This is a genomic window from Clostridioides sp. ZZV15-6597 (genome assembly GCF_020657815.1).
Classification (GTDB): Bacteria; Bacillota; Clostridia; order Peptostreptococcales; family Peptostreptococcaceae; genus Clostridioides.
Map to the genome: position 1 here is coordinate 1 of NZ_JAGWCT010000072.1, position 21,042 is coordinate 21,042.

Annotated in this window: 38 protein-coding genes and 1 pseudogene; all 39 read left to right on the plus strand. The window is 32.3% G+C overall.

All coding sequences use genetic code 11. The features are described from left to right. A pseudogene (locus KGF52_RS14610) lies at nucleotides 1-81 on the plus strand (elongation factor Tu); the annotation flags it as partial. A 370-nt stretch (nucleotides 82-451) separates the two neighbouring features. Then, nucleotides 452-763: a 30S ribosomal protein S10 gene (rpsJ, locus tag KGF52_RS14615; RefSeq protein WP_054268679.1), complete on the plus strand. Its 312-nt coding sequence runs from the start codon at nucleotides 452-454 to the stop codon at nucleotides 761-763. 93 nt (nucleotides 764-856) lie between these two features. Next, nucleotides 857-1,486, plus strand: a complete 630-nt coding sequence (gene rplC, locus KGF52_RS14620) for a 50S ribosomal protein L3 (protein ID WP_227437029.1) — start codon at nucleotides 857-859, stop codon at nucleotides 1,484-1,486. Between the two features lie 29 nt (nucleotides 1,487-1,515). Then, nucleotides 1,516-2,139, plus strand: a complete 624-nt coding sequence (gene rplD, locus KGF52_RS14625) for a 50S ribosomal protein L4 (RefSeq protein ID WP_227840674.1) — start codon at nucleotides 1,516-1,518, stop codon at nucleotides 2,137-2,139. Next, nucleotides 2,139-2,429: a 50S ribosomal protein L23 gene (rplW, locus tag KGF52_RS14630; protein WP_003421170.1), complete on the plus strand. Its 291-nt coding sequence runs from the start codon at nucleotides 2,139-2,141 to the stop codon at nucleotides 2,427-2,429. The genes rplD and rplW overlap by 1 nt, the downstream gene beginning before the upstream one ends. 29 nt (nucleotides 2,430-2,458) lie before the next feature. Then, nucleotides 2,459-3,289, plus strand: a complete 831-nt coding sequence (gene rplB / locus KGF52_RS14635) for a 50S ribosomal protein L2 (RefSeq protein ID WP_227437027.1) — start codon at nucleotides 2,459-2,461, stop codon at nucleotides 3,287-3,289. A 34-nt stretch (nucleotides 3,290-3,323) separates the two neighbouring features. Further along, nucleotides 3,324-3,605 (plus strand): 30S ribosomal protein S19, encoded by a 282-nt coding sequence (gene rpsS, locus KGF52_RS14640; RefSeq protein WP_021386634.1) that lies wholly within the window; start codon nucleotides 3,324-3,326, stop codon nucleotides 3,603-3,605. Between the two features lie 31 nt (nucleotides 3,606-3,636). Next, a complete protein-coding gene (rplV, locus tag KGF52_RS14645; RefSeq protein ID WP_009887891.1) occupies nucleotides 3,637-3,972 on the plus strand; it encodes a 50S ribosomal protein L22 in 336 nt (111 codons plus the stop codon). Nucleotides 3,973-3,994: 22 nt separating this feature from the next. Further along, a complete protein-coding gene (gene rpsC / locus KGF52_RS14650) occupies nucleotides 3,995-4,828 on the plus strand; it encodes a 30S ribosomal protein S3 (protein WP_227830333.1) in 834 nt (277 codons plus the stop codon). A 35-nt stretch (nucleotides 4,829-4,863) separates the two neighbouring features. Beyond that, nucleotides 4,864-5,295 (plus strand): 50S ribosomal protein L16, encoded by a 432-nt coding sequence (rplP, locus tag KGF52_RS14655; protein WP_003421160.1) that lies wholly within the window; start codon nucleotides 4,864-4,866, stop codon nucleotides 5,293-5,295. Nucleotide 5,296: 1 nt separating this feature from the next. Continuing rightward, a complete protein-coding gene (gene rpmC, locus KGF52_RS14660; protein ID WP_003421158.1) occupies nucleotides 5,297-5,500 on the plus strand; it encodes a 50S ribosomal protein L29 in 204 nt (67 codons plus the stop codon). 23 nt (nucleotides 5,501-5,523) lie between these two features. Next, nucleotides 5,524-5,778 carry a 30S ribosomal protein S17 gene (gene rpsQ, locus KGF52_RS14665; protein WP_003421156.1) on the plus strand — a complete coding sequence of 85 codons (255 nt, stop codon included), beginning with the start codon at nucleotides 5,524-5,526 and terminating at the stop codon, nucleotides 5,776-5,778. Nucleotides 5,779-5,803: 25 nt separating this feature from the next. Next, the gene (rplN, locus tag KGF52_RS14670; RefSeq protein ID WP_003421155.1) at nucleotides 5,804-6,172 is read left to right on the plus strand and encodes a 50S ribosomal protein L14; all 369 of its coding nucleotides are present in this window, start codon (nucleotides 5,804-5,806) and stop codon (nucleotides 6,170-6,172) included. Nucleotides 6,173-6,195: 23 nt separating this feature from the next. Then, nucleotides 6,196-6,501, plus strand: coding sequence for a 50S ribosomal protein L24 (gene rplX, locus KGF52_RS14675; protein ID WP_227437031.1), 306 nt, complete (start codon nucleotides 6,196-6,198; stop codon nucleotides 6,499-6,501). A gap of 29 nt (nucleotides 6,502-6,530) precedes the next feature. Next, nucleotides 6,531-7,073 carry a 50S ribosomal protein L5 gene (gene rplE, locus KGF52_RS14680; RefSeq protein ID WP_003421151.1) on the plus strand — a complete coding sequence of 181 codons (543 nt, stop codon included), beginning with the start codon at nucleotides 6,531-6,533 and terminating at the stop codon, nucleotides 7,071-7,073. Between the two features lie 17 nt (nucleotides 7,074-7,090). After that, on the plus strand, nucleotides 7,091-7,276 hold the full coding sequence (locus tag KGF52_RS14685) for a type Z 30S ribosomal protein S14 (protein WP_003421149.1): 186 nt from the start codon (nucleotides 7,091-7,093) through the stop codon (nucleotides 7,274-7,276). 32 nt (nucleotides 7,277-7,308) lie between these two features. After that, nucleotides 7,309-7,707, plus strand: coding sequence for a 30S ribosomal protein S8 (gene rpsH, locus KGF52_RS14690; protein WP_003421148.1), 399 nt, complete (start codon nucleotides 7,309-7,311; stop codon nucleotides 7,705-7,707). A gap of 30 nt (nucleotides 7,708-7,737) precedes the next feature. Next, nucleotides 7,738-8,280 (plus strand): 50S ribosomal protein L6, encoded by a 543-nt coding sequence (gene rplF / locus KGF52_RS14695; RefSeq protein WP_003435668.1) that lies wholly within the window; start codon nucleotides 7,738-7,740, stop codon nucleotides 8,278-8,280. 35 nt (nucleotides 8,281-8,315) lie between these two features. Then, nucleotides 8,316-8,684: a 50S ribosomal protein L18 gene (rplR, locus tag KGF52_RS14700; RefSeq protein WP_227437023.1), complete on the plus strand. Its 369-nt coding sequence runs from the start codon at nucleotides 8,316-8,318 to the stop codon at nucleotides 8,682-8,684. A 20-nt stretch (nucleotides 8,685-8,704) separates the two neighbouring features. Next, entirely contained in the window at nucleotides 8,705-9,214 is a 510-nt protein-coding gene (gene rpsE / locus KGF52_RS14705) for a 30S ribosomal protein S5 (protein WP_227437021.1), read from the plus strand. 14 nt (nucleotides 9,215-9,228) lie between these two features. Beyond that, complete coding sequence (gene rpmD / locus KGF52_RS14710; protein ID WP_227830332.1) at nucleotides 9,229-9,414, plus strand: 50S ribosomal protein L30; 186 nt, start codon at nucleotides 9,229-9,231, stop codon at nucleotides 9,412-9,414. 32 nt (nucleotides 9,415-9,446) lie between these two features. Beyond that, nucleotides 9,447-9,890, plus strand: a complete 444-nt coding sequence (gene rplO, locus KGF52_RS14715) for a 50S ribosomal protein L15 (RefSeq protein ID WP_003421135.1) — start codon at nucleotides 9,447-9,449, stop codon at nucleotides 9,888-9,890. A 43-nt stretch (nucleotides 9,891-9,933) separates the two neighbouring features. Continuing rightward, nucleotides 9,934-11,202, plus strand: a complete 1,269-nt coding sequence (secY, locus tag KGF52_RS14720) for a preprotein translocase subunit SecY (protein ID WP_227437017.1) — start codon at nucleotides 9,934-9,936, stop codon at nucleotides 11,200-11,202. A 16-nt stretch (nucleotides 11,203-11,218) separates the two neighbouring features. Continuing rightward, entirely contained in the window at nucleotides 11,219-11,869 is a 651-nt protein-coding gene (locus tag KGF52_RS14725; RefSeq protein WP_227840675.1) for an adenylate kinase, read from the plus strand. Then, the gene (map, locus tag KGF52_RS14730; protein ID WP_227830331.1) at nucleotides 11,870-12,616 is read left to right on the plus strand and encodes a type I methionyl aminopeptidase; all 747 of its coding nucleotides are present in this window, start codon (nucleotides 11,870-11,872) and stop codon (nucleotides 12,614-12,616) included. Nucleotides 12,617-12,637: 21 nt separating this feature from the next. Next, nucleotides 12,638-12,907, plus strand: a complete 270-nt coding sequence (locus tag KGF52_RS14735) for a KOW domain-containing protein (RefSeq protein WP_227437012.1) — start codon at nucleotides 12,638-12,640, stop codon at nucleotides 12,905-12,907. Between the two features lie 37 nt (nucleotides 12,908-12,944). Beyond that, nucleotides 12,945-13,163, plus strand: a complete 219-nt coding sequence (gene infA, locus KGF52_RS14740; RefSeq protein WP_003421127.1) for a translation initiation factor IF-1 — start codon at nucleotides 12,945-12,947, stop codon at nucleotides 13,161-13,163. A 35-nt stretch (nucleotides 13,164-13,198) separates the two neighbouring features. After that, nucleotides 13,199-13,312 carry a 50S ribosomal protein L36 gene (gene rpmJ / locus KGF52_RS14745; RefSeq protein WP_002509257.1) on the plus strand — a complete coding sequence of 38 codons (114 nt, stop codon included), beginning with the start codon at nucleotides 13,199-13,201 and terminating at the stop codon, nucleotides 13,310-13,312. A 152-nt stretch (nucleotides 13,313-13,464) separates the two neighbouring features. Then, the gene (gene rpsM, locus KGF52_RS14750; RefSeq protein WP_227437009.1) at nucleotides 13,465-13,836 is read left to right on the plus strand and encodes a 30S ribosomal protein S13; all 372 of its coding nucleotides are present in this window, start codon (nucleotides 13,465-13,467) and stop codon (nucleotides 13,834-13,836) included. A gap of 35 nt (nucleotides 13,837-13,871) precedes the next feature. Further along, complete coding sequence (gene rpsK, locus KGF52_RS14755) at nucleotides 13,872-14,270, plus strand: 30S ribosomal protein S11 (RefSeq protein WP_227437007.1); 399 nt, start codon at nucleotides 13,872-13,874, stop codon at nucleotides 14,268-14,270. A gap of 32 nt (nucleotides 14,271-14,302) precedes the next feature. After that, nucleotides 14,303-14,926, plus strand: coding sequence for a 30S ribosomal protein S4 (gene rpsD, locus KGF52_RS14760; RefSeq protein WP_227437005.1), 624 nt, complete (start codon nucleotides 14,303-14,305; stop codon nucleotides 14,924-14,926). 77 nt (nucleotides 14,927-15,003) lie between these two features. Beyond that, nucleotides 15,004-15,951 carry a DNA-directed RNA polymerase subunit alpha gene (locus KGF52_RS14765; RefSeq protein ID WP_227437003.1) on the plus strand — a complete coding sequence of 316 codons (948 nt, stop codon included), beginning with the start codon at nucleotides 15,004-15,006 and terminating at the stop codon, nucleotides 15,949-15,951. Nucleotides 15,952-15,971: 20 nt separating this feature from the next. Further along, on the plus strand, nucleotides 15,972-16,313 hold the full coding sequence (gene rplQ / locus KGF52_RS14770; protein WP_003421117.1) for a 50S ribosomal protein L17: 342 nt from the start codon (nucleotides 15,972-15,974) through the stop codon (nucleotides 16,311-16,313). A 119-nt stretch (nucleotides 16,314-16,432) separates the two neighbouring features. Then, nucleotides 16,433-17,266, plus strand: coding sequence for an energy-coupling factor transporter ATPase (locus KGF52_RS14775; RefSeq protein ID WP_227830327.1), 834 nt, complete (start codon nucleotides 16,433-16,435; stop codon nucleotides 17,264-17,266). Further along, complete coding sequence (locus KGF52_RS14780) at nucleotides 17,254-18,120, plus strand: energy-coupling factor transporter ATPase (protein ID WP_227834972.1); 867 nt, start codon at nucleotides 17,254-17,256, stop codon at nucleotides 18,118-18,120. The genes KGF52_RS14775 and KGF52_RS14780 overlap by 13 nt, the downstream gene beginning before the upstream one ends. Continuing rightward, nucleotides 18,114-18,917: an energy-coupling factor transporter transmembrane component T family protein gene (locus tag KGF52_RS14785; protein ID WP_227436997.1), complete on the plus strand. Its 804-nt coding sequence runs from the start codon at nucleotides 18,114-18,116 to the stop codon at nucleotides 18,915-18,917. Before KGF52_RS14780 ends, KGF52_RS14785 begins: the two co-directional genes overlap by 7 nt. Before the next feature lie 27 nt (nucleotides 18,918-18,944). After that, the gene (gene truA, locus KGF52_RS14790; RefSeq protein ID WP_227840676.1) at nucleotides 18,945-19,676 is read left to right on the plus strand and encodes a tRNA pseudouridine(38-40) synthase TruA; all 732 of its coding nucleotides are present in this window, start codon (nucleotides 18,945-18,947) and stop codon (nucleotides 19,674-19,676) included. A 119-nt stretch (nucleotides 19,677-19,795) separates the two neighbouring features. Beyond that, nucleotides 19,796-20,227, plus strand: coding sequence for a 50S ribosomal protein L13 (gene rplM, locus KGF52_RS14795; protein WP_227436993.1), 432 nt, complete (start codon nucleotides 19,796-19,798; stop codon nucleotides 20,225-20,227). 28 nt (nucleotides 20,228-20,255) lie between these two features. Continuing rightward, nucleotides 20,256-20,648, plus strand: coding sequence for a 30S ribosomal protein S9 (gene rpsI / locus KGF52_RS14800; protein WP_003421105.1), 393 nt, complete (start codon nucleotides 20,256-20,258; stop codon nucleotides 20,646-20,648). The last annotated feature ends 394 nt before the right edge of the window (nucleotides 20,649-21,042 follow it).

The window sequence follows — 21,042 nt, forward strand, 5'->3', positions numbered from 1 at the left end:
GTAGAAGAAGGATTAAGATTCTCAATAAGAGAAGGTGGAAGAACAGTAGCTTCAGGAGTTGTTGCTACAATAATCGAATAATCTTTTACTAAGCTAATTGATTTCATATAAAAAAAGAGGGGGTTCAACCTCTCTTTTTTGTTTTTTGTTGACAAGTAGCAATAAAGCATATATACTAAACTAGTGCCTTGAGATAGATTAATAATCAAGTTTAAGGTTATAATGTTGTAAGAGAAAATAAAATTGAAAAAAACATAAAAAAAACTTGAAAAAATGTAACAGATGATATAAAATATAATAGTGTGCTTGAGAGATTAAGAAAATAAGAATTAAATCCTAGTGAAATACGAACTGATATCGATTTGAAAGTTACAACACACCCGGAGCAGTGTATCGGTATTGGTTGTACGCAACTTGAAAATTAAACACGTGATAAAGGAGGGAAAACAAAATGGCTAAGAATGAAAAAATAAGAATAAGATTAAAATCATATGATCACAAATTATTAGATTTTTCAGCAGGTAAAATAGTTGAAACTGCTAAAAAGGCTGGATCACAAGTTTCAGGACCTGTGCCTCTACCAACAGAAAAACAAATTGTAACTATATTAAGAGCTGTACATAAGTACAAAGACTCTAGAGAACAATTTGAAATAAGAACTCATAAAAGACTAATCGACATAGCTAATCCAACACCTAAAACAGTTGACTCATTAATGAGATTAGACTTACCAGCAGGTGTAGATATAGAAATAAAATTATAAGAACCCCTAAGATATTATCCTATAGGTAACTATCTTAGAATGATTACTTCTAAAATGATGTAATCCGCTGTAAGAATTATAGGAGGTGCTAATATGAATGGAATATTAGGAAAAAAAGTTGGTATGACTCAAATATTCACTGATAAAGGTGTAGTTATACCTGTAACAGCTGTTGAAGCAGGACCTATGGTCGTTACTCAAATAAAAACAGTTGATAAAGATGGATACAATGCTATACAAATAGGTTTTGAAGATGCTAAAGAAAAATCTTTAAACAAGCCTAAAAAAGGACACTTAGCTGCTGCTAATGTTTTAAAGAAACATTTAAAAGAGTTTAGAGTAGATTCTGTAGAAGGATACACAGTTGGACAAGAAATAAAAGCTGATGTATTTGAAGCAGGTGCAAAAATAGATGTTACTGGAATAAGTAAAGGTAAGGGATTCCAAGGTCCAATAAAAAGACATGGACAAAGTAGAGGTCCTGAATCTCACGGTTCTAGATACCACAGAAGACCAGGTTCAATGGGAGCTTGTTCTTACCCAGGTAGAGTATTTAAAAACAAAAAATTAGCTGGACACATGGGAAGCGTAAAGGTAACAGTTCAAAACTTAGAGGTTGTTAAAGTAGATGCTGATAAGAACCTTATATTAGTTAAGGGAGCTATACCAGGAGCTAAAGGTTCAGTAGTAACTATAAAAGAAGCTGTAAAGGTTTCTAAATAATGACTAACCTAGAGAAAGGAGGAATAACAATGCCAAAATTAAATGTACTAAATATTAGTGGACAAAACGTTGGAGAAATAGAATTATCAGATTCTATATTTGGCGTAGAAGTTAATGGACATGTTTTATATGAAGTTGTAAAAAATCAATTAGCAAATAAGAGACAAGGAACTCAATCTGCTAAAACTAGAGCAGAAGTTAGAGGTGGCGGAAGAAAACCTTGGAAACAAAAAGGAACAGGTAGAGCAAGACAAGGTTCTACAAGATCTGTACAATGGGTAGGTGGAGGAGTTGCTTTTGCACCTAAACCAAGAAGTTACAAATATACATTACCTAAGAAGGTAAGAAGATTAGCTATGAAGAGTGCTTTATCTTCAAAAATACAAAATAGTGAAGTTATAGTATTAGATGCATTAAACATGGATGCTCCTAAAACTAAAGAATTCGCTCAAATATTAAATAATATAAATGCTGCTAAAAAAGCTTTAGTAGTTATAGCTGATAAAAATGATAATGTAATAAAATCAGCTAGAAATATAGAAGGTGTTCAAACTGCATTAGTTAATACTATGAATGTATATGATATATTAAAATATGATTCATTTATAATAACTACAGATGCTGTTAAAAAAGTGGAGGAGGTGTACGCATAATGACTAATCCACATGATGTAATAATAAGACCAGTTGTAACTGAGCACAGTATGGCTGAAATGGGTGAAAAAAAATACACTTTTGTTGTGGCTAAAGATGCGAACAAAACTGAAATAAAAAAAGCAGTAGAAAAAGTATTCGGAGTTAGTGTTGATAAAGTAAATACTTTAAACTACGATGGAAAAGTTAAAAGAATGGGTAGAACTCAAGGAAGAACAGCAAGCTTTAAGAAAGCAGTAGTTAAATTAACTGCTGATAGTAAAGAAATAGAATTCTTCCAAGGAATGTAATATTATAACAAACGAAGGAGGGAAAACAGATGGCTATAAAAAAGTTTAGACCAACTTCTCCTGCCTTAAGACAAATGACAGTTTTAGTTTCTGAGGAAATAACATGTAACCAACCAGAAAGATCTCTTTTAGTTAACTTAAAGAAAAATGCTGGTAGAAACGTACATGGTAGAATAACTGTTCGTCATAGAGGTGGAGGACAAAAAAGAAAATATAGAATAATAGATTTTAAAAGAGATAAAGATGGTATACCTGCTAAGGTTGCTACTATAGAATATGATCCAAACAGAACTGCAAATATTGCATTATTAAACTATGCTGATGGAGAAAAAAGATATATATTAGCTCCAGTTGGAATCAACGTTGGAGATACTATCTTATCAGGATTAGGTGCTGATATAAAACCAGGAAACTGTTTAGCATTAAAAGATATGCCAGTTGGTACTATCATTCATAATATAGAATTAAAGCCAGGAAAAGGAGCTCAATTAGTTAGATCTGCTGGAGTTTCTGCACAATTAATGGCTAAAGAAGGAAAAAATGCTTTATTAAGATTACCATCAGGCGAAATGAGATTAGTAAGCATAAACTGTAAAGCTACTATAGGACAAGTTGGAAATATAGAGCACGGTAATGTAGTTATTGGTAAAGCAGGTAGAAAAAGACATATGGGAATAAGACCTACTGTAAGAGGTTCTGTAATGAACCCTAATGACCATCCACACGGTGGAGGGGAAGGTAGATCTCCAATAGGTAGACCATCTCCTGTTACTCCATGGGGTAAACCAGCTCTTGGATACAAAACTAGAAAGAAAAACAAAGCTTCAAATAAATTAATAGTATCAAGAAGAACTAAGTAGTAAATTTATTTTTGCTCGGAAAGGAGGAATATAAATGTCAAGATCAACTAAAAAAGGGCCTTTTGTCCATGCAAGACTTTTAAAGAAAATAGAAGCTATGAATGCTAGTGGAAGTAAAGAAGTTATAAAAACTTGGTCAAGATCTTCAACTGTATTTCCACAAATGGTAGAAAACACTATAGCTGTTCATGATGGAAGAAAACATGTTCCAGTATATATAACAGAAGATATGGTTGGACACAAATTAGGTGAGTTCGTTCCTACTAGAACTTTCAAAGGACATAAGGATGACGAAAAATCTAATAAGAGAAAATAATTAAATTATGACTAAGAAAGGAGGAATAACAATGGAAGCAAAAGCTACTGCTAAATATGTACGTGTATCACCAAGAAAAGCAGGCCAAATCTGTGACCTTGTTAGAGGAAAGAATGTTGATGAAGCATTAGCGATATTAAAGTTCACTCCAAGAGGAGCAGCTTCAATAATAGCTAAAGTTGTAAAGTCAGCTAAAGCTAACGCAGAAAACAATCACGAAATGGATACTGAAAAATTATATATAGCATCAATAGTTGCTAATCAAGGGCCAACAATGAAGAGATTCATGCCTAGAGCTATGGGTCGTGCAACTACAATAAGAAAAAGAACTTCTCATATAGAGGTTGTTGTGAAAGAAAAAAAATAATTAATAGATAGGAGGGAAAATAATGGGTCAAAAGGTTAATCCACACGGCTTAAGAGTCGGTGTTATAAAAGATTGGGACTCAAGATGGTTCGCTACTGATAAAAAAGAGTTCGGAAACTTATTATTAGAAGACCATAATATACGTAAATTCTTAAAGAAAAGATTATACTCAGCTGGAGTTGCTAGAATAGAAATAGAAAGATCAGCTAACAAAATAAAAATGGACTTACATGTTGCTAAGCCAGGAGTAGTTATAGGAAGAGCTGGTGCTGGAATCGAAGCATTAAAAGTTGAATTAGAAAAAATGACAAAGAAAAGTATAATAGTTAACATAGTAGAAGTAAGAAGTACAGATAAAAATGCTCAATTAGTAGCTGAAAATATAGCTTTAGCTATAGAAAGAAGGGTTGCTTTCAGAAGAGCAATGAAACAAGCTATACAAAGAGCAATGAAATCTGGTGCTAAAGGGATAAAAGTTTCTGCTTCAGGAAGATTAGGTGGAGCTGAAATGGCTAGAACTGAAGGTTATAGTGAAGGAAATGTGCCACTACAAACTTTAAGAGCAGATATAGATTATGGTTTCGCTGAAGCTGATACTACTTATGGAAAAATAGGTATAAAAGTTTGGGTATGTAATGGTGAAGTTTTACCAACTAGAGATGGTGTAAATCCAAGAGAAGAAAGCAGAAAGAGCGACAGAAGAGACAACAAGAGAGATAACAGAAGAAACGATAGAAGAGGAAATGATAGAAGAGGAAACGATAACAGAGGAAACTACAGAGGACAAAAACCTCAAGGTGGACAAAGACCTCAAGGTGGATCAAGACCTCAAAGAACTGAAAACAAAGGAAATTAATAATAGTTAGGTTCAAGGAAGGAGGAAAAATACTCATGTTAATGCCAAAAAGAGTAAAGCGTCGTAGAGTTCATAGAGGAAGTATGGCTGGGCAAGCTCATAAAGGTAACAAAGTTACTTATGGTGAGTTTGGATTAGTAGCTTTAGAAGCTTCTTGGATAACTTCTAATCAAATAGAAGCTGCCAGAATCGCGATGACTAGATATATAAAAAGAGGGGGAAAGGTTTGGATAAAAATATTCCCTCATAAACCAGTAACAAGAAAACCAGCAGAAACTCGTATGGGTGCAGGGAAAGGTTCTCCAGAATATTGGGTAGCTGTAGTTAAGCCAGGAAGAGTTATGTTTGAATTAGCAGGTGTTTCTGAAGATAAAGCAAGAGAAGCTATGAGACTTGCTGCACATAAATTACCAATCAAATGTAAATTTGTTAAAAAAGAAGATTTAGAAGTAAAGGGTGGTGAATAGGATGAAAGCTAAAGAATTAAGAGATTTAACAAGCGAAGAGCTAATGAACAAATTAAACGACTTCAAAAGTGAATTATTTAGCTTAAGATTCCAATTAGCTACTGGTCAATTAGAAAATACAGCTAGAATAAAGTTTGTTAAGAAGGATATAGCAAAAGTTAAAACTGTTCTTGCTGAAAGAAAGTTATACGAAACTAGAGCTTAATTTGGAAAGGAGGCTTTTTAAACATGGAAAGAGGAAGAAGAAAAGTTAGAATAGGCCGTGTTGTTAGTGATAAGATGGATAAAACAATAGTAGTAGCTGTTGAAGAATTCGTACGTCATCCACTATATAACAAACGTGTTAAGAGAACTAAGAAATTTAAGGCTCATGATGAAAAGAATATATGTAACATCGGAGATAGAGTTAAAATAATGGAAACTAGACCTTTATCTAAAGATAAGAGATTCAGACTAGTTGAAGTTGTTGAGAAAGTTAAGTAGTTTTTGAAGAAGGAGGGATTACGATATGATACAACAAGAATCACGTCTAAGAGTTGCTGATAACTCAGGAGCTAAAGAACTTTTATGTATACGTGTTCTAGGCGGAAGTAAAAGAAGATATGGTAACATAGGCGACGTTATAGTTGCTACTGTTAAAAGTGCAACACCTGGTGGAGTTGTAAAAAAAGGTAAGGTTGTTAAAGCTGTTATAGTAAGAAGCAAACAAGGCGTAAGACGTAATGACGGAAGCTATATATCTTTTGATGAAAATGCTGCTGTTATAATAAAGGACGATAAAACTCCAGTAGGAACTCGTATATTCGGGCCTGTTGCTAGAGAGTTAAGAGACAATGAATTCATGAAAATAGTTTCTCTTGCTCCAGAAGTACTATAATTAAGGAGGTGCAATAGGACATGATGCGTGTTAAAAAAGGTGACACTGTTGTAGTTATAGCAGGTAAAGATAAAGGTAAAAAAGGTTCAGTTTTAAAGGTATACCCTAAAGCTGATAAAGTATTAGTTGAAGGTGTAAACGTAATAACTAAACATCAAAAACCAAGTGCTATGAACCAACAAGGTGGAATAATAAATAAAGAAGCCCCAATACACATATCTAATGTAATGCCATTTGATCCTGAAACAGGAAAAGGCGTTAGAGTAAGATATGAAGTAAAAGATGGGACAAAAGTAAGAGTATCAGCAAAGAGCGGAAAAGAATTATAATAAATATTGCTTGAAAGGAGGGACCTTAAATGGCTTCTAGATTACAAGAAAAATACATGAAAGAAGTTGCTCCTGCTTTAATGGAGAAATTTGGATATAAAAACGTAATGGAGATACCTAAGTTAAATAAAATAGTTATTAACATGGGTATAGGTGACGCTAGAGAAAATCCAAAAGGATTAGAAAAAGGCGTTGAAGAATTAGAAATAATATCAGGACAAAAGCCTGTTATAACTAAAGCTAGAAAATCTGTTGCTAACTTCAAACTAAGAGAAGGAATGCCAATAGGAACAAAAGTTACATTAAGAGCTGACAAAATGTTCTACTTTATGGACAAATTAGTATCAGTTTCTTTACCAAGAGTTAGAGACTTTAGAGGTGTTAACCCTAATGCTTTTGATGGTAGAGGAAACTATGCTTTAGGAGTTAAAGAACAATTAATATTCCCTGAAATAGAATATGATAAAATTGATAAAGTAAGAGGAATGGATATAATATTCGTTACTACAGCAAAAACTGACGAAGAAGCTCGTGAATTATTAAAATTATTAGGAATGCCATTTTCTAAGTAAGCAAAGGAGGGATTCCCGTGGCTAGAAAAGCGATGGTTGTTAAACAACAAAGAAAGCAAAAGTACGCTACTAGAGAATACACTAGATGTACTATATGCGGAAGACCGCATTCAGTTTTGAAAAAATTTGGTATATGCCGTATATGCTTTAGAGAATTAGCTTATAAAGGTCAAATACCTGGTGTTAGAAAAGCAAGCTGGTAGAAGCTTGATTAGAATGGAAGGAGGGCTACAAAATGACAATGACAGATCCAATTGCAGATATGCTTACTCGTATAAGAAATGCTAATGTTGTTAAGCATGAAACTGTAGATGTTCCAGCTTCTAATATGAAGAAAGAGTTAGCTAGAATCTTATTAGAAGAAGGTTTCATAAGAGGTTATGATGTTATAGAAGATGGAAAACAAGGTATCATAAGAATACAATTAAAGTACGGACAAGAAGGCGAAAGAGTTATCACAGGTCTTAAGAAAATATCTAAGCCTGGTATGAGAGTTTACGCTGCTAACCACGAAATACCAAAAGTATTAAATGGATTAGGAATATCAGTAATATCTACTTCAAAAGGAATATTAACTGACAAGCAAGCTAGAAAAGAAAATGTTGGTGGAGAAGTAATCTGCTACGTTTGGTAATCAATATGAACAATGTAAGGAGGTGCGACCATGTCAAGAATAGGTGTTAAGCCAATAATAATACCAGCAGGTGTTGAAGTTACTATAGCTGAAGGAAATTTAGTTACAGTAAAAGGTCCAAAGGGAACTTTAACTAAACAATTAAGTGCTGAGTTAAATATAAAAAAAGAAGAAAATACAATAATGGTTGAAAGACCAACTGATAATAAAAAACACAGATCTTTACACGGATTAACTAGAACTTTATTAGATAATATGGTTGTAGGTGTAAATACTGGTTTCGAAAAGAAATTAGAACTAAAAGGTGTTGGATACAGAGCTCAAAAACAAGGAAAGAAATTAGTTATGAACTTAGGTTTCTCTCATCCAGTTGAAATGGAAGATCCAGAAGGAATAACTGTTGAAGCTCCAAACCAAACTGAGTTAATAGTAAAAGGTATAGACAAGCAATTAGTAGGAAACTATGCTGCTAAAATAAGAGCTTGGAGAAAGCCAGAGCCATACAAAGGTAAAGGTATAAAATACGTTGATGAAGTAATCAGACGTAAAGAAGGAAAAACTGGTAAAAAATAATACCAAAACTTAAACGCTAGAAAGGAGTGAGCTAGGTGTTAAAAAAGGCTGATAAAAATGCTAATAGACTTCAAAGACATAAGAGAGTTCGTAGAAAAATAAGCGGTACTGCTCAAAGACCAAGATTATGTGTATTTAGAAGTGCTAACAATATATATGCTCAAATAATAGATGACACAAACAGAGTAACTCTAGTTGCTGCATCTTCTTTAGAAGCAGAAGTTAAGAGTGCTGTTAATCATACAGGAAATAAGGAAGCAGCTAAGAAAGTTGGAGAATTAGTTGCTAAAAAAGCTGTTGAAAAAGGAATCACTGAAGTTGTATTTGACAGAGGTGGATACTTATATCATGGAAGAATTCAAGAATTAGCTGAAAGTGCTAGAGAAGCTGGTCTTAAGTTCTAATACGAAGGAGGGAAAAATACATGCTACGTCGTAAGCCGATAGATGCAGGACAACTTGACTTACAAGAAAAAGTTGTTGAAGTAAGACGTGTTACTAAGGTTGTAAAAGGTGGTAGAAACTTCAGATTTGCAGCGTTAGTAGTTGTTGGAGATGAAAACGGACACGTTGGTATAGGTGCTGGGAAAGCAATGGAAGTACCAGACGCTATAAAAAAAGCAGTTGAAGATGCTAAGAAAAATCTAATAGTAGTGCCAATGGTTGGGACTACAATTCCTCACGAAGTACGCGGACACTTTGGTGCTGGAAATATATTAATAATGCCTGCTGTAGAAGGTACAGGTGTAATAGCTGGGGGACCTGCTAGAGCCGTACTTGAGTTAGCTGGACTAAAAGACGTTAGAGCTAAATCTTTAGGATCTAACAATCCAAGAAATATGGTAAATGCTACAATAGAAGGACTTAATTCTCTAAAAACAGTTGAAGATATAGCTAAACTTAGAGGTAAAAAAGTTGAAGAACTTCTAGGGTAAGGAGGTAGTGTAAAATGGCTAAATTACAAATAAAATTAGTTAGAAGTGTTATAGGAACTACTCCTAACCAAAAAAAGAATGTTGAAGCGTTAGGATTAAGAAAAAGAGAACAAGTTGTTGTAAAAGAAGACAATGCTCAAATAAGAGGTATGATAAAAAAAGTAAGTCATTTATTAGAAGTAACTGAAATAGCTGAATAATTTTTAAAAAGTAGTGCAAGGAGGTGCAATCCATGAAGTTACATGAGTTAAAACCTGCTGAAGGTGCAGTAAGAGCTAAAAGAAGATTAGGTAGAGGTACTGCAACTGGACAAGGTAAAACTGCAGGACGTGGACAAAAAGGTCAATGGTCTCGTTCTGGTGGTGGAGTAAGAGTAGGGTTCGAAGGTGGACAAATGCCACTAGCTAGAAGACTTCCTAAGAGAGGTTTCAATAACATATTTAAGAAAGTTTACACAGAAGTTAATGTTGAAGTTTTAAATAGATTTGAAAATGGAACAGAAATAACTGCAGAATTATTAAAATCTACTAAAACTATAAGCAAAATAGGTAAAGATGGAATTAAAATCTTAGGTGAAGGTAATTTAGAAAAAGCTTTAACTGTTAAAGCTGCTAAATTTACAGCTTCAGCTCAAGAAAAAATAGAAAAAGCTGGTGGAAAAGCAGAGTTAGTATAATAACCTGCTAATCTCCTAGCCAGTACAGGCGGGGTGAATTAGCGTGCTGTCAAAATTAAAACAAGCTTGGAAGATTAAAGCAGTAAGAAAAAAAGTAATGTATACACTTATGATGATCGTGATATTCAGAATAGGTACTACAATACCAGTTCCAGGTATAGACACTAGTATTATACAAAAGATGGTAGGCGGCAATAGTCTACTTTCTCTGTATAATATGTTTACTGGTGGAGCATTTAGTAACTTTTCACTATTTGCTTTGGGTATAAGTCCATATATTACTGCATCAATCATAATACAGCTTCTAACAGTAGGTTTTGAAAGTTTAGCAGAACTTCAAAAATCTGGTGAAGAAGGAAAGAAAAAAATCAATAAGTACACTAAATATACAGCACTAGCTCTAGCAGTTGTACAAGCTTTGGGAATTACATTAGGAATTGTAAGAAGTGCTTTAATATCAAATAGTGTGTTTTTTATCACAACTGTTGTAATAACATTAGTTTCAGCAAGTATGTTAGTAATGTGGATTGGGGACAAAATTACCGAAAAAGGAATTGGTAATGGTAGTTCAGTAATAATATTTGCAGGTATTATATCAAGAATACCAACAGATGTTATTAAAATCGCACAACAAGTTAAATCTGGTCAAGTTGCACCTTGGGTAATAATACTTCTAATTGTAGTTATATTACTTACAGTTACAGGAGTTACATTTATACAAGAAGCTACTAGAAAGATACCTGTACAATATGCTAAAAGAGTTGTTGGAAGAAAAATGTATGGAGGACAAAGTTCTCATATACCAATGAAAGTTAACCAATCAGGAGTTATGCCTATAATTTTTGCTAGTTCACTTTTAGCTTTTCCACAAACAATAGCTATGTTTATGGGGGCAGATGCTCAAGCTTTTGTTCAAAAATACTTAAGTATGGCAACAGAACAAGGATTTTGGACATACAGATCAATTGAAATTCTACTTATAATTTTCTTCTCATATTTTTATACAACTGTATCATTCAATACAGAAGATATATCTAAAAATATGAAAAATAATGGTGGATTTATACCAGGTATCAGACCAGGTGAACCTACTATGGATTATTTAAATAGAATCTTAACAAGATTAACTTTAGCTGGAGCTACTTTCTTAGCAATAATTGCTATGGTACCAGCTCTTACAACACATTATATGAATGTAAATATGAGTCTAGCTGGGACTTCATTGCTAATCGTTGTTGGGGTTGCTTTGGAGCTTAAGAGACAGTTAGAGTCAAACTTAGTTATGAGAAGCTATCAAGGTTTCTTAAAATAAAATGGAGATGGATAATATGAGAATAATATTACTTGGACCTCCAGGTGCTGGTAAAGGTACTCAGGCGGCAGGAATAGTAGAAAAATACAATATACCTCATATATCAACAGGAGATATATTCAGAAAGAATATAAAAGAGGGAACAGAACTTGGAAAAAAAGCTAAAGAATACATGGACCAAGGTTTATTAGTACCAGATGAGTTAACTGTAGGTTTAGTTACTGATAGAATATCTCAAGAAGACTGTAAAAATGGATTTATGTTAGATGGATTTCCAAGAAATGTAGCACAAGGTGAGCATTTAGATGTATTCTTAAAAAATGCTGGTATAGTACTAGATAAAGTTGTCAATATTGAAGTTGATAAGAGTATATTAGTATCTAGAGCAGTTGGTAGAAGAATATGCAAGTCTTGTGGAGCTACTTATCATGTTGAGTTTAATCCTCCTAAAGTAAAAGGTGTATGTGATGTATGCCAAGGAGAATTATATCAAAGAGCTGATGATAATGAAGAAACTGTATCTAAGAGAATACAAGTTTATCTAGATGAAACTAAGCCTTTAGTAGATTATTATAACAAACAAGGTATAATAGCTGATATAAAAGGTGACCAAGCAATAGATAAAGTATTTGAAGATATTGTTGCTGCTTTAGGAAGTGGAAAATAAATGATTATCTTGAAATCAAAGAAAGAAATAGAACTTTTAAGAGAAGCAGGCAAAATTGTTGCTGATACTCATGAAGTTTTAAGAAATGCTATTTCTCCGGGAATATCTACTTTAGAATTAGATAAAATAGCTGAAGAGAATATAAGAAAATACAATGCTGAACCATCTTTTAAAGGATATGGAGGTTTTCCAGGAAGTATATGTGCTTCTATCAATAGAGAAGTTGTACATGGAATTCCAGGTGAGACTCTATTAAAAGAAGGAGACATTGTAAGCTTAGATATAGGAGCCTATTATAAAGGATATCATGGTGATTCTGCGAAAACTCATGGAGTAGGCATGATATCTGAAGAAGATAGGAAATTAATAGAAGTAACTAGAGAAAGCTTCTATGAAGGAATAAAATTTGCTAAATTAGGATATAGACTTTCAGATATCTCACACGCAGTACAAACACACGTTGAGAAACATGGTTTCTCAGTAGTTAGGGATTTGGTAGGACATGGAGTTGGAGCAAATCTTCATGAAGATCCACAGGTACCTAATTATGGACTCCCAGGAAAAGGACCAAGACTTAGAGAAGGAATGGTTATTGCTATAGAGCCAATGGTTAATGCAGGTCGTTATCATGTAAAGACTCTATCAGATGGGTGGACGACTGTTACAATAGATGGAAAAAAATCAGCTCATTATGAGCATACGATAGCAATTACTGAACATGAACCTTTGATATTGACAAAGTTGTAAATTAAGAAGTAGGTGAAAAAAGTGCTATCAGATAATTTAAGTATAGGTCAAGTTGTTAAGGTTTCATTAGGTCGAGATCAAGGAAATTTATTTTTCGTAGTCAAGATAATTAATAATGAATATGTATTAATAGCTGATGGAAAGAAAAGAAAACTTGACAAACCTAAGTTAAAGAAAGTTAAGCACTTAAAAAAATATAATTTTATTAATGATGAAGTTAGAAAAAGAGTAGTATCTGGACAAGAGATTACAGATTCTTTTTTAAGAGCTGAACTTACTAAGTTAAATTAGACAATTTAACTTATTGAAATGGAGGGCTGGTTAGTTAATGGCCAAAAAAGATGTTATAGAATTAGAAGGTACAGTTTCAGAAGCTTTACCTAATGCTATGTTTAAAGTTAAATTAGAAAATGGACATGAGATATTATGCCACATTTCTGGAAAGCTAAGAATGAACTTCATAAGAATTCTTGAAGGTGATAAGGTGAATGTTGAACTTTCTCCATATGACCTTACAAGAGGAAGAATCACTTGGCGTAAGAAGTAGACTATCTTGATATTTAGTCTAAGGAGGGATTAATAATGAAAGTTAGACCATCAGTAAAACCAATATGTGAAAAATGCAAAGTAATAAAAAGAAAAGGAAAAGTAATGGTTATCTGTGAAAATCCAAAGCATAAGCAAAAACAAGGATAAGAAATTATTACTAGTATTTTGTTAAATTTTATAGTATAATACTATATTGTGATGTTAACAAAAGAACGTTAAAATCGTTGAACAATCTGACGTAGGATTGATATATGATATGAAGTTTTAAACACTAAAAACTATGTGTAGGAGGTGCGATCATGGCAAGAATAGCTGGGGTAGATTTACCTAGAGAAAAAAGAGCGGAGATAGGCTTAACTTATATATATGGTATAGGTAAAGCAACTGCTAACGAAATATTAGCTAAAGCTGAGATAAATCCAGATACAAGAATAAAAGATTTATCAGAAGATCAAGTTAATGAGTTAAGAAAAGTTATAGATGACGATTTCTTAGTTGAAGGTGACTTAAGAAGAGAAATTGCTTTAAACATAAAGAGATTAAGAGATATAAAATGTTATAGAGGAATTAGACATGGTAAAGGTCTTCCATTAAGAGGACAAAGAACTAAAACTAATGCTAGAACTAGAAAAGGTCCTAGAAAAACAGTATCTCGTAAAAAGAAAAAATAATTAAATAATAATTAGATGAAGGAGGGAAAAGGAAAATGGCTAAACCAAAAAAGAAAGTTACACGTGTTAGAAGAAGAGAACGTAAAAATATAGAACGTGGTCATGCTCATATACAGTCAACTTTCAACAATACAATAATAACTTTAACTGACGTTCATGGAAATGCTATATCTTGGGCAAGTTCAGGACAATTAGGATTCAAAGGATCAAGAAAATCAACTCCATTTGCATCTCAAATGGCTGCTGAAACAGCTGCAAAAGCTGCGATGGAACACGGATTAAAAAGTGTTGAGGTATTCGTAAAGGGGCCAGGTTCAGGAAGAGAAGCTGCTATAAGAGCTTTACAAGCAACTGGACTAGAAGTAACTATGATAAAAGACGTTACTCCAATCCCACATAACGGATGTAGACCACCAAAGAGAAGAAGAGTGTAATTAATAAGAGTACAAATAGGAGGTGTAGATAAATGGCAAGATATACAGGTGCATCATGTAGACAATGCCGTAGAGAGGGAATGAAATTATTCCTTAAAGGTGATAGATGTTATACAGATAAATGTGCTATAGTTAAAAGAAACTATGCTCCAGGTCAACATGGCCAAGGGAGAAAGAAAGTTTCTAACTATGGATTACAATTAAGAGAAAAACAAAAAGTTAAAAGAATATATGGAGTTTTAGAAACTCAATTTAGAAATTTATACGAACGTGCTGAGAACATGCCTGGAAAATCAGGTGAGAACTTATTAAGTTTATTAGAGAGAAGATTAGACAATGTAGTTTACAGAATGGGACTAGCATCTTCTAGAAAAGAAGCTAGACAATTAGTAACTCATGGTCATTTCACTTTAAATGGAAATAAAGTAGATATAGCTTCATTAACAGTTAAAGTTGGAGATGTGATAGAAGTTAAAGAAAAATCAAGATCTTCTGCAAAATTCAAAAATTTAGTAGAAGTTAACTCAAGAATAGCTCCTAAATGGTTAGAAGCTAATGTAGAAGGAATGACAGCAAAAGTAGTTGGTGTTCCAACAAGAGAAGATATAGATCTTGAAATAGCAGAGCACTTAATCATAGAACTTTACTCTAAATAATAAGCACACTTTTAAAAATTATTTTAAAATTTTGTTTACCCTCAGTGGATTACTGAATTTTAAGGAGGGTTTTGTCCATGATAGAAATAGAAAAGCCAAAAGTAGATATAGTTGAGCTTAGCGAAGACTATAGATATGGTAAGTTTGTTATAGAACCTCTAGAAAGAGGATATGGAATAACTATAGGTAACGCACTAAGAAGAATATTATTATCATCTTTACCAGGTGTAGCTGTAAATGCTATAAAAATAGATGGAGTTCTTCATGAATTCTCTACAATACCTGGTGTTAAAGAAGATGTTACAGAGATAATATTAACTTTAAAAGAGCTTTCAGCAACTATAGATGGTGAAGGAAGTAGAACACTTAAAATAGAGGCTCAAGGACCATGCTCTATCACAGGTTCAGATATAATCTGTCCTCCAGATGTTGAAATATTAAGCAAAGACTTAGCAATAGCTACATTAGATGATAATGCCAAGTTTAATATGGAAATATTTGTAGATAAAGGTAGAGGTTATGTTTCTGCTGAAGAAAATAAAACAGAGAATGTTCCAATAGGTGTTTTACCTGTGGATTCAATATATACTCCTGTTGAGAAAGTTAGTTATCATGTAGAAAACACAAGAGTTGGTCAAAAAACAGATTATGATAAATTAGTACTAGAAGTTTGGACTAATGGTAGTATAAACCCTCAAGAAGGTATATCATTAGCTGCAAAAGTATTAGTTGAGCATTTAAATCTATTTATAGACTTAACTGAACATGTAAGTAGTGTTGAAATCATGGTAGAAAAAGAAGAAGATCAAAAAGAAAAAGTTCTTGAAATGACTATAGAAGAATTAGATTTATCAGTTAGATCATACAACTGTTTAAAGAGAGCGGGAATTAATACAGTTGAAGAATTAGCTAATAAGTCTGAAGACGATATGATGAAGGTTAGAAACCTAGGTAAAAAGTCATTAGAAGAGGTAATACAAAAACTAGAGGAACTTGGGCTAGGTTTAAAACCAAGTGAAGAATAGCGAGCAAAGGAGGGATAAGAATGGCTAAGTACCGTAAATTAGGACGTGAAACAGCTCACAGAAACCTTATGTTAAGAAACTTAGTAACTTGTTTACTAAGAAGTGGAAGAATAGAAACTACAGTAACTAGAGCTAAAGAAACTCGTAGAATGGCTGAAAAGATGATAACTCTTGCTAAAAGAGGAGATCTTCATGCTAGAAGACAAGTTTTAGCTTATGTTATGGATGAAACAGTAGTTAATAACTTATTCACAGATTTAGCTCCAAAATATGCTGAGAGAAATGGTGGATACACTAGAATAATAAAAATAGGGCCAAGAAAAGGCGATGCTGCTGAAATGGCTTTTATAGAATTAGTATAGTAAGGAAAGGATTAGGCTTGATGGCTTAATCTTTTTTTTATTTTTTTGACTAAGGTGTGATATAATAATGTGTAAAATGATTTTTATAAGTTATTGCTTACTAAAAGGAGTATGAATTAATGGATAATATAATAAAAGTAAACAATATTTCATTTGAGTATATTACAGATGAAGCAAAACTTAAAGCAATAGATAATTTAAGCTTGGATGTTAAAAAGGGAGAATTTGTTGCGATAATAGGACATAATGGTTCTGGTAAGTCTACTTTATCTAAAAACTTAAATGCTATTCTTATGCCTACAGAAGGAAATATTCTCATTGATGGAATGGATACCAAAGAAGAAGAAAGATTATGGGATATAAGACAAACAGCAGGCATGGTATTTCAAAACCCAGATAATCAAATTGTTGCCACAATAGTAGAGGAAGATGTAGCTTTTGGTCCTGAAAACTTAGGCATAGAGCCAAAAGAGATAAGACGTATTGTAGAAGAGTCTTTAAAAAGTGTAGGTATGTATGATTTAAGAGGTAGACAACCACATTTGTTATCAGGTGGTCAAAAACAGAGGGTTGCAATAGCAGGTATAATTGCAATGAGGCCTAAGTGTATAATATTTGATGAAGCAACAGCGATGTTAGACCCATCTGGAAGAAAAGAAGTTATGAAAACAATAAAAAGACTTAATAAAGAAGAAAATATAACTGTTTTACATATAACGCACTTTATGGAAGAAGCTGTAGAAGCTGATAGAGTTGTCGTTATGGAGAAAGGTAAGAAACTTTTAGAAGGGACTCCTAAAGAAGTATTTAGTAAAATAGATATGTTAAAGGAAATCGGTTTAGATGTGCCTTGTATGACAGAGTTGTCTAGTTTATTAATAGAAGAAGGTATAAATATTAGTAGTGATATATTAACTGTGGATGAGATGGTGATGGAATTATGTCAATTATAGTAAAGAACTTAACACATATATATAATGAAGGGATGCCTTTTGCAAGTAAGGCACTTGATGATGTATCTTTTGAAATTAAAGATAGAGATTTTGTTGGACTTATAGGTCATACAGGTTCAGGAAAGTCTACATTGATACAACATTTAAATGGACTATTAAAGCCTTCCTCAGGAGAGATTTTTATAAATGATTTTAATATAACAGATAAGAATTTAAACCTAACTGAGATAAGGAAAAGAGTAGGTGTTGTATTTCAATATCCAGAATATCAATTATTTGAAGAAACAATTGATAAAGATATAGCTTTTGGACCCGCTAATTTAGGTCTAGAAGAGGCTGAAATACATAATAGGGTAAAAGCATCGATGGAAGCCGTAGGACTTGACTATGAGGAATTTAAAGATAAATCTCCATTTGAATTATCAGGAGGACAAAAACGTAGAGTTGCAATAGCTGGAGTTATAGCAATGAATCCAGAAGTACTTATATTAGATGAGCCAACTGCGGGTCTTGACCCTGGTGGAAGAGATGAAATTTTCAATTTAATAAAAAACTTACATGAAAAAAACAATATGACTATAATATTGTCATCACATAGTATGGATGATATGGCAAAGTTGGCACAAACTTTAATTGTTATGAATCATGGAAAAATAGAATTTATGGGTACTCCTAGAGATGTATTTAAATCAAATGCTATTAAATTAAAAGAAATTGGTTTAGATATTCCACAGGTTTTAGAACTTGCATTGAAATTAAGAGAACAAGGTTTTGACATTAGTGAAGACATATTGACTTTAGAAGAAGCAAAACAGGAAATATTAAGAGTTGTGAGAGGGCGAGGATTATGTTAAAAGATATAACTATAGGGCAATACTACCCAACAAGTTCTGCTATTCATAAATTAGATCCAAGGATAAAACTTGTAGCAACAATTGTATTTATGGTATCTATATTTGTAGTAAATAAATTTTGGCCTTATATGATAGTTTTATTATGTTTATTAGGTATGATAAAGTTAGCTAATATACCAGTTAAGTATATTGTTAAGGGTGTAAAGCCTCTTAAGTGGATTATTTTATTTACATTTATTATAAATATTTTTTTCTTACCAGGTGATGAGATATGGTCATTTGGATTTTTAACGATAACAAGTCAAGGTTTGAGACAAGCAATTTTTATGGCAATAAGACTTATATTTTTAGTAATTGGGACATCATTACTTACTTTAACAACTTCACCAATAGAATTGACAGATGGTATAGAGAGATTATTGAATCCCTTTAAGAAAATTGGTTTACCAGTTCATGAGCTTGCAATGATGATGACAATTGCTTTGCGCTTTATTCCGACATTATTGGACGAAACAGATAAAATAATGAAAGCTCAGATGTCTAGAGGTGCAGACTTTGAAAGTAAAAATCTTATAAATAGAGCTAAAAATCTAGTACCTCTTTTAGTTCCACTATTTGTTAGTGCATTTAGAAGAGCAGATGAATTAGCTATGGCTATGGAAGCTAGATGTTATAGAGGTGGGCACAATAGAACAAAAATGAGGGAGTCTGTTATAGTAAAAGCAGATTATATAGCATGTGTGTTTCAAGTTATTTATTTAGGATTAATCATAGCTACTAGATTTATAGCGATTTAATAGAAGTATATATAGATGAGGTAAAATATGAGAAATATAAAGATTACAATCCAATATGATGGTAGAAATTATTGTGGATGGCAGAAGCAACCAGATTCTCTAGGGATACAAGGTACAATTGAAAAGGCTATATATGAGATAACGAATGAAGAAGTTAAACTTATAGGGTCAGGTAGAACTGATTCAGGAGTTCATGCTCTTGCACAAACTGCAAATTTTAAAATTAGTTCAAGTATAAGTATAGAAAGTATACCAATGGCACTAAATGCTAAGTTACCAAAAGATATATCAGTTATAGAAGCATGTGAAGTTAATGATGATTTTCATTCAAGATACAGTGCAAAAGGAAAAACATATAAATATTTAATATATAACAGTAAGTTTAGACATCCAATACTTAACAACATATCATATCAAGTAAAGTACGAACTTGATTTTGATAAAATGTGTATAGAATCAAAAAGCCTATTGGGTACACATGATTTTAAAGGTTTTATGAGTTCTGGTTCATCTGTAAAAGATACAATACGAACAATATATGATATAAATATAAAAAAAACAGATGATTTAATTACTTTAGAAATTAGTGGACATGGGTTCTTATATAATATGGTGAGAATTATTGTTGGAACACTTGTTGATGTAGGTCGTGGTAGAATTAATGAATCATTTTTAGATATAATAGAATCCAAAAACAGATCAAGATGTGGACATACAGCTCCAGCACAAGGATTATTTCTTAAAAAAGTTCATTATTAACTTGACACACCAGGCTACATGTATTAAAATATATGAGAATGTGTTAATAAGTCCACTTGCCCCGGACTTGACATAAACGGTAAAAAATTTTTATGAAAAGTAGTTAAGGAGGGACAGTTATGAAAAGTTATATAGCTAAGCCAGCTGATGTACAAAGAAAATGGTACTTAGTTGATGCTGAAGGAAAAACATTAGGTCGTATAGCAACAGAAATTGCGACAGTATTGAGAGGTAAACATAAACCAACATTTACTCCTCACGTTGATGGTGGAGATTTTGTTGTTGTAGTAAATGCAGAAAAAGTAGTTTTAAGTGGAAAAAAATTAGATCAAAAATATTACAGATACCACACTGGTTATGTAGGTGGATTAAAAGAAATATCTTATAGAGATATGATGGATAAAAAACCAGAAGAAGTTATAGCACATGCTGTAAATGGTATGTTACCTAAAAACAAATTAAGAAGTAGAATGATGACTAGATTAAGAGTATTTGCAGGTGCTGAACACACTCATGCAGCTCAAAATCCAGAAGTTTTAAACTTTAAATAAGATTAATAGGTGAAAGGAGGAGTTTATAATGGCTAACGTTCAATATTATGGAACTGGAAGAAGAAAAAGTTCTGTTGCTAGAGTAAGACTAGTTGCAGGTGAAGGAAATATATTAGTAAATGGAAGAGCATTAGAAAATTATTTTAACTATGAAACATTAATAAGAGATGTTAAACAACCATTAGTTTTAACTGGTAATGAAAATAAATATGATGTTATAGTAAAAGTTGAAGGTGGAGGATTCACTGGACAAGCTGGAGCTATAAGACATGGTATATCTAGAGCTTTATTAAAAGCTGATTTAGATTTAAGACCTGCTTTAAAGAAAGAAGGTTTCTTAACTAGAGATGCAAGAATGAAGGAAAGAAAGAAATACGGATTAAAAGCAGCAAGAAGAGCTCCACAATTCTCAAAAAGATAATTATTTATTTTTTTGGAAAAGCAAAATCCTTTATTTTCTGCCATTTGGAAAATATGGGAGCATGTTAAAATGTTGGGTTTAAGTTAATTATTGATATACAATAAAATAATAAGATATCTTATTAGGATGTTTTTCAATAGAAAAACATCCTTTTTATTGTTTTAATTGTCTAATAAAAAATTACATGTTAAAGTTATTGGAATAATAGTTCTATTGAGAAATTAATAAAGAAAGTTACAGTAAATATAATTAAAAATTTTACATTTTATAAGCAATAGAATTTAGGTTATTCAATAATATAATTCATAATATAAATTGTAATAATTTATTATACCTGTTATTAGATAATAATTAAAAATAGGAATTTAGAGTAGACGTGAATATAGCATATTTA